This is a genomic window from Limoniibacter endophyticus, assembly GCF_014652835.1.
GTDB lineage: Bacteria > Pseudomonadota > Alphaproteobacteria > Rhizobiales > Rhizobiaceae > Limoniibacter > Limoniibacter endophyticus.
On record NZ_BMZO01000013.1, the window covers coordinates 26056 to 36988 of the forward strand.

14 protein-coding genes are annotated in these 10933 nt (G+C 53.4%); all 14 read right to left on the minus strand.

Going from position 1 to position 10933, the window contains the following annotated elements; translation table 11 throughout:
* Positions 1–56 precede the first annotated feature (56 nt).
* The 14 genes from IE151_RS17085 to IE151_RS17150 all read right to left on the minus strand — a co-directional run bounded on the left by IE151_RS17085 (position 57) and on the right by IE151_RS17150 (position 10914).
* Entirely contained in the window at positions 57–1343 is a 1287-nt protein-coding gene (locus IE151_RS17085; RefSeq protein ID WP_004148013.1) for a phage major capsid protein, read from the minus strand.
* A gap of 77 nt (positions 1344–1420) precedes the next feature.
* Positions 1421–2341, minus strand: a complete 921-nt coding sequence (locus IE151_RS17090) for a S49 family peptidase (RefSeq protein ID WP_085819740.1) — start codon at positions 2339–2341, stop codon at positions 1421–1423.
* A 36-nt stretch (positions 2342–2377) separates the two neighbouring features.
* Positions 2378–3637 (minus strand): phage portal protein, encoded by a 1260-nt coding sequence (locus tag IE151_RS17095; protein WP_188249012.1) that lies wholly within the window; start codon positions 3635–3637, stop codon positions 2378–2380.
* Positions 3638–3809: 172 nt separating this feature from the next.
* The gene (locus tag IE151_RS17100; RefSeq protein ID WP_032408956.1) at positions 3810–5519 is read right to left on the minus strand and encodes a terminase large subunit; all 1710 of its coding nucleotides are present in this window, start codon (positions 5517–5519) and stop codon (positions 3810–3812) included.
* Between the two features lie 34 nt (positions 5520–5553).
* A complete protein-coding gene (locus IE151_RS17105) occupies positions 5554–5988 on the minus strand; it encodes a P27 family phage terminase small subunit (RefSeq protein ID WP_032408957.1) in 435 nt (144 codons plus the stop codon).
* A gap of 502 nt (positions 5989–6490) precedes the next feature.
* Entirely contained in the window at positions 6491–6922 is a 432-nt protein-coding gene (locus tag IE151_RS17110) for a hypothetical protein (protein WP_077254208.1), read from the minus strand.
* On the minus strand, positions 6919–7203 hold the full coding sequence (locus IE151_RS17115) for a hypothetical protein (protein WP_032408958.1): 285 nt from the start codon (positions 7201–7203) through the stop codon (positions 6919–6921). Before IE151_RS17115 ends, IE151_RS17110 begins: the two co-directional genes overlap by 4 nt.
* Positions 7200–7562 (minus strand): HNH endonuclease, encoded by a 363-nt coding sequence (locus tag IE151_RS18000; protein WP_072072213.1) that lies wholly within the window; start codon positions 7560–7562, stop codon positions 7200–7202. The genes IE151_RS17115 and IE151_RS18000 overlap by 4 nt, the downstream gene beginning before the upstream one ends.
* Positions 7546–8802: a hypothetical protein gene (locus IE151_RS17125; protein ID WP_146972866.1), complete on the minus strand. Its 1257-nt coding sequence runs from the start codon at positions 8800–8802 to the stop codon at positions 7546–7548. The genes IE151_RS18000 and IE151_RS17125 overlap by 17 nt, the downstream gene beginning before the upstream one ends.
* Positions 8803–9068: 266 nt before the next feature.
* Positions 9069–9368 carry a DUF4406 domain-containing protein gene (locus IE151_RS17130; RefSeq protein WP_032408961.1) on the minus strand — a complete coding sequence of 100 codons (300 nt, stop codon included), beginning with the start codon at positions 9366–9368 and terminating at the stop codon, positions 9069–9071.
* 111 nt (positions 9369–9479) lie between these two features.
* On the minus strand, positions 9480–9674 hold the full coding sequence (locus IE151_RS17135) for a hypothetical protein (protein WP_117037470.1): 195 nt from the start codon (positions 9672–9674) through the stop codon (positions 9480–9482).
* Entirely contained in the window at positions 9622–10098 is a 477-nt protein-coding gene (locus tag IE151_RS17140; RefSeq protein WP_039814648.1) for a hypothetical protein, read from the minus strand. Before IE151_RS17140 ends, IE151_RS17135 begins: the two co-directional genes overlap by 53 nt.
* A gap of 16 nt (positions 10099–10114) precedes the next feature.
* Complete coding sequence (locus tag IE151_RS17145) at positions 10115–10606, minus strand: hypothetical protein (protein WP_146972869.1); 492 nt, start codon at positions 10604–10606, stop codon at positions 10115–10117.
* Entirely contained in the window at positions 10603–10914 is a 312-nt protein-coding gene (locus IE151_RS17150; RefSeq protein WP_023339388.1) for a hypothetical protein, read from the minus strand. Before IE151_RS17150 ends, IE151_RS17145 begins: the two co-directional genes overlap by 4 nt.
* Between the last annotated feature and the right edge of the window lie 19 nt (positions 10915–10933).

A 10933-nucleotide genomic window follows, 5' to 3' on the forward strand; every position in this document is an offset into this window, starting at 1 on the left:
CATTCTCCTGAAAGGGAAAAGCCCGCATATGCGGGCCGTATTTACTGAGGGATGGGTTAGAACAGGACGCCGGTACCCAGCACCAGGCCTTCCGGATGACGGAAGCCAATATCATGCTCAGTAACAACGCGGATTAGCGACTGGTTACGGGAAAACGCAGATACCAGGGTGCCATCGGCATCGATGTAAGAGGCTTCCTTCGAGAAGTCGACTTTCATATTGCCGTCTTCAGCGATAACCACATCATTGAAGTCAGCAAAGTAAATCTCAGTCTCCTTACCCCCGGTCCCCAGATTCGCAGGGATCGCGCTGGTACGCTGAACCGGATATCCTTTAAGTAATCCCTGAGCCATTTCCGGATAGACTTTGTTGCCGTTGCCGTCACGCAGCCCAAACAACTTCATATAGGTACGGTTCGACATGCCCCAGCCGCTGCTGATCATATTGCTGTTGCCGTCCATCGCCATCAAAATGATCTTGTCCAGGTACTCGTCAACTGTGTTCAGGTTGATCGCTGCATCAGCTTCCCACGGCAGCAGGCGGTTCCACTGCGTCGCGCGCGCCTTCATACCAATCGGTGTATCGCCGGTACCGTCATCGCGCATAAAGGCTTTATCCTCACGCACTGAGATGGCGGTCAGAATATCCTGCAGGACCAGCTGCTCGACGTTGAATCCGGCGCGGCCAATCAGTGCATTGGAAATAGGCACCATCGCAATCAGAGTTTTCGCCGTAAGTTTTACATCATCAAAGCGTGTTTCTGATGTCTTGGCGTCTTTGTTTTCTCCTGTGTAGCTTGCCGTTGCTCCACCGGCCACGCGTGGTAGCGTCATATTACCGTTAGGCAGCGGAACGGGACGGGCACCCAGCTTGCGGACGATGGTTCGGTCGCTCAGTAGCTCGATCACCTCACTGTGGAGGTTCTGCGGAATAAGCACACCACCGGACGCCGCTGCGGTGGAAATGGCCATCGATACGGACTGGTCATTCAGCTCTTCTGAAGCGAATTTTGCCGCGTCCTGCAGATTCCCTGCGCCTGCGGCGACAGACATAACCAGTCGGGTCATGCCAGCACCGGTGTACTGTTTCGGCTCCTGCTTAACAATAATGCCGGGGGCCTGCTGAGTCGCTTTCACGGGTTTTGCGACCAGCGCCGCAGCACGTTCGGCGGCTTCCAGTCGTTCAATTTTGGCGCTGATATCAGTGAACTGCTGCTGCAGGTTCGCAAACTCCGTCATCTGCTCCGCAGTCAGCGTGCCGCCGCTGGCGTCAATGGTTGCCAGGGCCTGAACCTGTTCGTTGATACCCGCACGCTGACGACGCAATTCTTCAATATGTGGCATTTTATTTCTCTCTTTTTAGACATAAAAAAAGCAGCCTGCTGGCTGCTTAAGGTGACGCGGTTTGTGTTTGCGCCGGGTTACATTTTGGTTTGCAGGTCCATCGCGGCTGCCTGCATCTGAATGGAGGTTTTTTGACGGGGTTGCTGATACTTTGCCGCGATAGCATTGATCGCCGCCTGGGGGTCAGAGACTTCATCCGCCAGGCCGGCAGACACCGCGCCAGGGCCAAAATACAGCCCCGCCTGCGTATCAATGACGGCCTGCTGCTTCAGGCCGCGATATTCGGCCACCGACCCCGTAAACGTCTCGTACATTTCGTCGATCATGCCCTGGAACATACCCAGCGACTCTTCACTCAGTGGTTCATGTTGGGTGCCGTTATTTTTGTTATCTCCCCGGTAAATGGTGGTGAACGTCAGCCCCATTTTTTCTTCCATCTTCGACGTATCGAGGTGCTCCATGATCACACCAATCGACCCCACGCCACTGGTCTGGCTGACGATGATTTTGCTGCAGGCCGATGCGATGAAATACGCGGCGGAATACGCGCTGTAGTTCACAATCGCCGTGATGGGTTTCGTGTCGCGAGACTGATAAATGTAATCGGCCAGCTCCTTGCACCCCACCGCTGCGCCGCCGCCGGAGTTAATATCCAGAACGATTTCGCTGATTGAGGGGTCGTTTAACGCCGCCTGCAACTGCCCGCGGATCCGCTCGTAGCTGGTCAGCTCGGAGCACATCGCCGTAATCTGCCCCCGGCGTGGAACAAGAATGCCGTGAACGGGGATCACCGCCACCCCGCCGGTGGGCTGGACCTGCTCAGCAGCAGGTGATTTACCCGGATTCAGCGCCATCTGAATGGCGGCATCTTCGGTGAACCCCTGAATACGGGGGATGAGCACCGCTTTCACGGAGTCCATTGTTTGCCGCGTCACGTAATGCGGCACGCCAAAGACCATATCTGCCAGGTGCGGCAGGTTAATTAATTTCGTTGTCATGTTGTCTTCCAGGTCATCCCGCGCGGCGGGAAATAATCAGGCTCTGGCCAGAAGGGTTTCGATTTCGGCCAGCTGTTTCGCTGTCGGCGACTTATCGCCAGGAAGGATCTTCGCGCTGTCGACCATATTGAGCGGTGTCAGGTATTTGTCCCCGCCAGCAATTGGCGGCAGATTCTCCATACGCCGGATATCGTTAGTGGATAGCCATCCCCACTGGCGGCCCAGCGCATACGATTCATAGCGTGACTTCTGGTCGCCTCGCAGCAGCCCGGAAACGTTGAACTCGATGTACAAATCGCGGCGTTCGCTGGGCAGAAGCAGATCGCGCTGCAGCGCACCCTCATGGCGTTTCAGCCAGGCCAGCAGCGTATACATCACGAACTGCAGGCCCTGGTGCTCGATATTGTTGTTGGTCGCTTTCGCCAGCATCTGCACCATATGTGGCGGGATTTTATAGAGCCGGCAGACCTCTTCCACGCCCCACTGCCGCGACTGTAGCAGCTGCGCCTTTTCGTTATCCTGCGACAGTTGTTTGTAGCTCATGCCCTCCTGCAGCAATGCCACAGAGAACATATTGTGAATACCGGAATGGCGCTCGGTCCATTTCGCCAGCAGGCGATCAATAGCATCCTGGCTTTTAATGGTCGCAGCCTCTTTCGGACGCTCTATCACCCCGCTCATCGTTGTCCCGCGCCGGAATGTCGCGGCCGCATGCTCCTCAACCGCCAGATTCAGCCCCAGAACATCGGCGTTCGTCTGAATTGGGGAACTGCCGATATAGCCATCCAGAGAAAAGACCTTCACATGGTGCATCATGCGCATCGGCAGAATTTCGCCGACTTCCGGGAGTTCGTAATACGGCATACCGTCCGGCCCTTTCAGCACAATGACCTTTTTCGGGTTAATGGGGATCAGCTCTTTCGGGTAGCCTTTTCCGTCCCGTTCGATGATCGAGTAGCAATTTCCCTCCAGCCCCAGCAACCCCTGCTGCTGCTCGAAATACTCGAATGAGGTGTCTTTCCTGTTGGGCTGGGAGTGAATCAGGTCATAAACCGGGTGGTCCGTCGCACGCTGGCGCCCGCCATTTTTGTCTCGTCGATAGAGTTCGACAGGCAACTGCGCGACGGACTCCGCCAGGAGGGTGACACAAGCCCGGATCGCAGAAAGTCCCAGAGCAGTTTCTGGCGTGATTATGATGCCAGTTTTGCTCTGGCTTGAACGAACCCCGCCCAGCATGGCTTCCCAGAGGCCATTTCCCGATTGCTGGCGCCCTCTGAACATTTGGGGGATAAACATTATTCACCCCCGTTAAATTTGGCACCGGCTGAAACCGCCCGCGCAGTCAGATATGACCAGATAAGACATATTGACCCGCCCGTAATAAGACCGGCAGCAGGCAAAATCAACCAGGCTCCGGCGGATATGAGTACAGCCCCGGCCAGGCCAATAATGAAACTCAGAATTGTGATTAACACGCTATGTCTTCCTCATCATATACCGATGTGCCGCCGCTGCTTTCGTGCAGCATTGCGCGAGTCATGGCGTTAAATAACGCTGTAGCTCCATCGATTTTGCTTTGATTGTCTCCCTTTGTCGGGCGAACGAGATCATCGCTACCGGGTATAAATTTCCCGATAACGTTGCTGATACACCAGGTCAGAATGGGATTGCCATCATGGTGGAATCGACCACCGGCCAGAGCCGCTTCAAGCTCTTTCATCGCCGGTGACATATTGGTGTAATCCTGCCGGATATCGACTACGGTAAATCCGTTGTCCTCCAACTGGTGGCGAAGTGCTGTTGCGCCGGCAGGGTCGATATCAATCTCGTCAATGCGGTTTTCGTCCTGCATATCGATAATACTGGCCAGAATCTCGCGATAGTCTGCCTCTGCGCCATCCGTCGCTTCCAGCACGCCCATTTCATAAAACTTCTGATACCTGTCAGCAGTTTTCAGCAGTTTTGGATCGGTTGTATGGATAGTGTCTTCCGGGACCCAAAATTTAGGTTTGATGCAGTAATAATGCCGTTTACCTTCAATTTCCCGCGTAAATAGCCGTATCCCGGCGTTCATATCCAGCTTTTTGGCGAGATCGAGACCGATGTTGCAGCTGTCATTCGCAAAATCAGCCAGCTCAAGGTCGGGGTCTTCAGCAGCCTTCCACTGCTCCATGTTGTAGAACGCGGATTTACCGGATACCCAAATATTGAGGCGTTTGGTTTTGAAGGCGTTAACCTTGCGAGGAACCTGTTTCGCTACTTCCAGAAGCTCAACCAGGTCGCTGTACTTAACCGAAACGTCCAGATTTGGGTTAGCTTTGATTAAGTTTTTCGGGTCGGTCCAGTCATCGCCAGCATCCAGTTCGTAAATCATGCCAAACAGGCGATCATTACGGGTTATGCCTTCGATAACCTCTTTGACTTCCTTGTCCTTGTCATAGCAAGGGGACTCCAGTGACGAGCCGGCTGTCGTGATAATGAGCGTTAACGGCTGCGAACGGGCGCCCATCCCCATTGTCATGGCCTCGTACATATGATCCGTATCGTGTTCGTGATACTCGTCAATGATCGCGCAATGTGGGCTGTCACCATCGCCGGGTTTCCCCGCCATAGGTGCGAAAACGGAACCATCCGGGCGTGTCAGGCTGTCGGTCCATACCGAAATATCAAATCTGGAGCGAAGTGCCGGCAGGCGGCTGGCCATCTGCCTGGCTGGGGTGAAGACCTTTTTCGCCTGCGCCATAGTTGTCGCACCGCAATACACTTCTGCGCTGTTTTCGCCATCAGCGCAAAACATGTAGGTGCCAATCCCGGCAGCAAAAAACGATTTCCCGTTTTTCCTGGCTACCCGGATATACGCTTCGCGAAATCGGCGTTTTTTATCCTTTTTCGTGACCCAGCCAAAAATCGAACAAAAAATAAAACTTTGCCAAGGTTCCAGTTTTAATTTCTGCCCCGCCAAATCGCCACTGGAGTGCGGTAATTTCTGAACAAACCGGCAGGCCCGCTCAGCTAAATCTCTGTCGAACCGGTAAGGGTAATTGTTATCGAGTGATTTTTTTAAATCGTCAAAATGGCGCTGACATGCCAGCCGAATAGCTCTGCAGGCGACTATTTTCCCGTCTATGATATCCCGCGCATATTTGTTCGCCACATTGACGTTTGGATATGCGGCCATGCTCCATCCTTAAGTCATTAGGGCCGCACCAAAATTAAAACTCGTCGAACTCACCGCTGGATTTGTCATTATCTCCGGGCTGTTTCTTCAGGATGCGGCTATTGGGGTCCAGCTTTAACACAACGGAGAGTCGAATTAATTCGCTGATATAACGGCTACGCGCCTTCACTGCCGCACCAAGTTTCTGACCGCCGGCAGCGGTATCATCACCAAGGCCATCGCTTTTAATTTCCTGGTTGGCGTCGTACAGCAGCTGCACGGTGTTGCAGTATTCCATCAGCAAATAACAATCTTCCATTTCGAACGTGCCACGGTTAATAAGAATTTTGCACGTCCGTTTCCAGGCATCGATAGCCATATCGCCCAGTAATTCATCCGGCGGAGAAACCGCTCTGGTTAAAGAACTAACCTGATTTCCAGTGTTATTCGATTTGCGTCCGCCACCAGGTGATCGCATCCCTGTACTCATTCAAAAGCACCCCAAAACAGCCAAAAAAAAAGTTTTTATTTCTCACGCGCAAAAATCTACCTGAAGCGGCAGTCCCGAAGCGCGAAAGGGGTTAGGGATTTGATCCCCCCTACCCCCTCAAATGATATCTATTATCATCATCGCGCAATGCAATGATTTGACATTGAATAATTTCACATTGAAATCAATTCCGCCTGCTGCCATCGTGCTATCGGTTCAGTCGAGGGTAAAGTCGTCATTCAGGCTGCGCCGTCGACCGCTGCTCGCATTATGTGGGCAGGCATTCGAGTTATGCCCGGACTGGCCACAATAGCTGCAGCGCAGATTGGCGCGACGCGATGAACCGCCCCATGTTTTCGGGCAGTTAGCCCGCGTATGGAGACGTGAACCGCAATAGGTACAGCTGGTGTAACTCATCATGACCTCCAATAAAACGCCGCGCTGGTGAAGCATTCAGCCATTATCACAGGCGCTCTGTGAGCGCCTGTTGTAATGCCTGCTGTCAGGACCCTGTCGCTGTAGCGGAGCTACCATCAGCCTGTAGCACGCTTTCTGGCAGCCGCTCAGCTAATGGCTGGTTCTCAAATACCTTCATCCCAAACTGGCCGATCCAGGTGCTCACTGAGTTGATATTCCCTGCGATGAAATCGGTCACCTCGGCGATCAGTCCTTTAACCACGACATCCGTACTCTGGCGCCAGTAATTCTCAATCGCGACCAGCAACGGATCGGAACCATTACTGATAGATTGCTCGCCCACGGTATACGTTTTTTTCTTCGCGCTATCGGTGATGCATAGCAGTTGACTGGTCTGGACGGCGCCAACCTCTGCCGCAATTACCTGCATCGTCAACGTAGCCACTTTGTTCCCGTCTGCATCAGCGCTGGATGCATAGAACATGGAGAGCGTCAGATCCGTGCGTTGATACATCATTGCTTACCTCCACGGCGATGGCGGGAACGGCGACCGCCAGGCAGCGGGGATTGTTGCTCCTGTACCAGCTCACCCTCTAAAGGTTCCTGAGCCGACGCAGCAGCCGGGGCCGGAGTCGAGGCCGGGGCAATATCATGCGCAATCGTCAGTTTCAGCAGTGGGCGACCGCCCTGGACATGCTCAAAATGGATGCCATGTACGGCTTCATTCATCCGTGAATGACCATCCGTCTCCAGAACGGTCAAAGCGCCATCAACGTATTCAATTTTAAAATTATTCATCGGGTTCTCTCTGTTGCTGTTTTCGCTCTATGGCAGGGCCAGCACAACGACTCCAGATTGGAATCGTCGTCTGTACCGCCATGCGCTTTGGGTATGATGTGGTCGACGCTGGTCGCTTTGGTGGCGATGCCATGACGCCGGCAGTTTTGGCATAGATATTTATCGCGCTGGAGGATTCTGGCGCGGCGGATTTCCCAGGGGCGACCGTAGCCCCTTTCATGCCGGCTTTTCCCGCCCTGGTAGTTGCGCCAGCCGTCGCCAGCATGTTGCTGCCGGTGAGCATCGCAATAGCCGCTGGGATCGTTGGTTATCGCCGCACACCCCCGGTGGCGGCATGGACGTTTAGACCGGGCTGGCATGGACGTCACCAGTGATACGTTCTGAAATACGGCGAGACAAATCACTAATCAGAGCGCATGCGGTGTGGTAACTAGATTCAAGATTATCTACACGCGTGCTGAGGGACTCTCCGCTGGAGTGGCGAATGGCCTCCCACAACCGTCCTCCCGGCTTGAGCGCATCGGCAATAGCAGTATCAACAAGATCTGAAATTTCTTTGCTCAGCCCATTAATGCCTTCGATGGCATCAGAGGTATCCAGCTCCAGTTTTAAATTAATGGTCCCTGCTATTTTGCGATCTTCACGCTCGGTTTCTATTTCAGCCGTTAAGGGAGAGCCTGAAGCTATCTTCACCTTTCCATCGCGATAAATTTTGAAAGTACCGACGGATAAGTCCGATTCTTTAGGTCGTACCTTGTCCTGTTCACTGGATGCATTCCCCAGCGCACTAAACGCAGACTTAACGGCCCTGGCCAGTTGTTCAGCAACATCGCCAGCTTTCTCATGGGAAACGTTATGCAGTGAATTGGCCAGAACCTTCGACAGCGTTTCCTGCTCGATGGTATTGCCGCAAACATAGGCTGCGCTACTGATCGTCCCTTTAATCATGGCGTTGTTAATGCTTAATCCTTCCGGATGAACCGAGGGCTGCCCGGAAGATTTTGCATTTGCAGGCTGTTTGCCGAAGCGAGTTTTAACCAGATACCCAATAGCGAACGCATACCCTGCAGGAGTCAGCCAGGTGAAATAGTCTTCCCCTTTGTATGGCGTGGCTGTATGGCCGGTCTCGGCAAATCCCAGAGAACGCAGTGCGGAGGCGCCGGCTTTTGAAGGAATATCACCAGATACGAGTGCACCTCGGAAAAAAAGAGCATACAGCGCATCCTGAGCACTATCAGATAGCTCTAATACGGGTCCTGAGGTCAGGGTACCAACGCTGGAAAAGCTCCGATTCGTCATATCGTTATTGGCTTCCGGCAAATCCGAAGCTAGTTTGGTAATTGACATGCCAGCGTTACTGATTTGAGCAGCTTGAGTGACAACTTGCCAAACATTGGAATGCTCACCCCAAAAGGTTTCAATCGCATATTGCTGGCCGGTGGGGGTCAGATAGACAAAGTTGTTGGCGTAAGTAGCAACATAACCTCGCTCTTCCAGTTCGAGTAATTTTTCACGATGTAAAGCGCGTTTGAAGGTCACACCATTTTTAAATAAATCGTGAAGAATTCGGTAAGCACCATACGTGAGTGGCGTTTTCATATTTTTCGCTCCGTGATCTGAAATAAAAAAACCACCCGAAGGTGGTGTTTTTATTCATCTTCTTGTTGATTCACTGACCCGTGCGACCGTGGTCGCATGGCTTCTATTTTGCTGCTATCCGACCTATGGATAGGGCATTGCGGGGCAACCTTGCACTCTACTGTGGCCGGGTTTTATCCCTTTGTAGGGATGGAGCACGATTTATCCCTAAATGGGGATACCGGTTTGGCCTGTGCGACCGTGGTCGCATAGCCTTCATTTTCCCGCTATGCGACCGGCGGATAGTGAACCGTGGTATAGACCGGAAGCGCCATTTTGTAGGCATAGTGATATTCCGCCGTAGCACCGGAGGAGGTCTGCCAGCTGGGGAGCATCAGGATCGCATCAGCGCAACGGAGCATGGCAAAACAAATATCCATGTATTCGCGTTGCTCCAGCCCATCAGGCAGGCTTGCCGGGTTTAAAACGGTGTGCCCGTGTCGGGTCAGTCGTTCGGCTTCTTTGTTAAATGCCTCACGGTTAAAGTTCTCGCGCCCGGTCATCGGGCCAGCAATATAAATTTTCATTGAGTACTCTATTTCGGTGCGGTGCAGCCCGCTTCCAGTGCGGCAATGTAGCCGGTCAGTTTTCCCATATCGTCATCAGCGATAACGAAATGCCCATCGACGTGAACCACATCAATCACCGGCTTTTCCGCTGCGCACGGAGCCGGATTCAGTGTTGGTGTCATTGGCGTTGATTTCACGCACCCGGCCAAAGCGACGCAGATAATCAGCTGGGTTATTACGCGCATACTCAATCCTCGCCTGCCGCTCCGCTTCATTGCGGGCTTTTACTGCCTGGGCGATCATCTCCAGGATAATCGCCAGCACTCTCAATCCGGCTTCCACGAAGCTCTCCATTGTTTTTGGCTGTTTCCACCATCACACGATAATCAACATCTGATGGGCCTTTGGCTTTCCCAGCATCCCGCGCAACTTTGCTAATCGCATCAGCGTTCCGGGCGTGGGCATAGTTCGCGGCAACGAGGTCGAGAATTTTCATGACCACCGTGGGAATCCTTTTGGTCACTGACGGGGGGAGTACGGCGCGCAGCTGCGCCACCGCATACAGCACGATAAATACGGCAGTTACGCCGCTGGCCCAGCCAGCAGGAAGGGCGCTCAGAATTGAATCCAGATCCAAACCAAGACTCTGGCTCTCATTTGCCATCGCTGGTTGCGTCGCCATCACGAGAAGGACGAAGGCACCATTCATCAGCAACCAGGCTTTAGCCATACGTTTTAAACTGTTCATAATCACTCCTCGCGCCTCACTGCGTGAATAGCGCATCAACGCCAGCGCGCTGGCATTTATCGATGTAATCCTGCGGCGTGCCTTTGCCTGCCGAGGTGTTGTAATATTTTTTCCAGTACGCTGCGCGGGCCTCGCGAGTCGCCGGAATCGACTCTGAAACCGCCAGATAGCGCAGGCGGCAAAACAGCATCGCCATCAGCGGCGAGGTCCTCAGTTCCGCATAAACTGTTCGGCTCAGGTCGATACCAAGTTGATTAAGCAGTACAGGGGCATAACGGCTGTTTTTATACTTATCGCGGAGCCATTCGAAGGTACCGAGATCAACCTGGGTTAATCCGGTTCCGGCGCTGGTCGGCGTCGGGTCTTTGTAATCGCCGAGCAATGTCTCGGCTGCGGCCGTTTCGACACACAGCAAAACAGCTGCATTCGCCTTGCCATGCCCGATCACATCGCAAACGGCTTCGGCATACAGGCGCGCGTCTTGCTTGCTCACCAGTCCATAATTCATCGTTCTTTTCTCCCGCCGAAAATTCGGCTGATAGTTCGTTTTGCAAAGCCGGTGATTTCGTTGACGGTGTGTGGCCATGCCACAGCCGATAAACCGGCGAGAGTGATTACGTTCAAAATTGAGATGTTGCCCATAGCGCCGTAAGCCCAGAGGATGATGGCCACGATTACGCCTCTCAGAACGTCTCCGATGAGGCGGCGCGGGTTGATAGGGGTTTCGGAAAGCAGGGCGCTTGATACCACCCCGGCGGCCAGCATGAGCAAGACCAGCCAGAGATCAGGATTTCCATATTCGATAGCTGTGTTCATGACTCCGCCACCCGCGTGG

Excerpts from the sequence above, each read along its gene's own strand:
- IE151_RS17085 (WP_004148013.1), bottom strand. The coding sequence starts at position 1,343 with ATGCCACATATTGAAGAATTGCGTCGTCAGCGTGCGGGTATCAACGAA.
- IE151_RS17090 (WP_085819740.1), bottom strand. The coding sequence starts at position 2,341 with ATGACAACGAAATTAATTAACCTGCCGCACCTGGCAGATATGGTCTTT.
- IE151_RS17095 (WP_188249012.1), bottom strand. The coding sequence starts at position 3,637 with ATGTTTATCCCCCAAATGTTCAGAGGGCGCCAGCAATCGGGAAATGGC.
- IE151_RS17100 (WP_032408956.1), bottom strand. The coding sequence starts at position 5,519 with ATGGCCGCATATCCAAACGTCAATGTGGCGAACAAATATGCGCGGGAT.
- IE151_RS17105 (WP_032408957.1), bottom strand. The coding sequence starts at position 5,988 with ATGAGTACAGGGATGCGATCACCTGGTGGCGGACGCAAATCGAATAAC.
- IE151_RS17110 (WP_077254208.1), bottom strand. The coding sequence starts at position 6,922 with ATGATGTATCAACGCACGGATCTGACGCTCTCCATGTTCTATGCATCC.
- IE151_RS17115 (WP_032408958.1), bottom strand. The coding sequence starts at position 7,203 with ATGAATAATTTTAAAATTGAATACGTTGATGGCGCTTTGACCGTTCTG.
- IE151_RS18000 (WP_072072213.1), bottom strand. The coding sequence starts at position 7,562 with ATGCCAGCCCGGTCTAAACGTCCATGCCGCCACCGGGGGTGTGCGGCG.
- IE151_RS17125 (WP_146972866.1), bottom strand. The coding sequence starts at position 8,802 with ATGAAAACGCCACTCACGTATGGTGCTTACCGAATTCTTCACGATTTA.
- IE151_RS17130 (WP_032408961.1), bottom strand. The coding sequence starts at position 9,368 with ATGAAAATTTATATTGCTGGCCCGATGACCGGGCGCGAGAACTTTAAC.
- IE151_RS17140 (WP_039814648.1), bottom strand. The coding sequence starts at position 10,098 with ATGAACAGTTTAAAACGTATGGCTAAAGCCTGGTTGCTGATGAATGGT.
- IE151_RS17145 (WP_146972869.1), bottom strand. The coding sequence starts at position 10,606 with ATGAATTATGGACTGGTGAGCAAGCAAGACGCGCGCCTGTATGCCGAA.
- IE151_RS17150 (WP_023339388.1), bottom strand. The coding sequence starts at position 10,914 with ATGAACACAGCTATCGAATATGGAAATCCTGATCTCTGGCTGGTCTTG.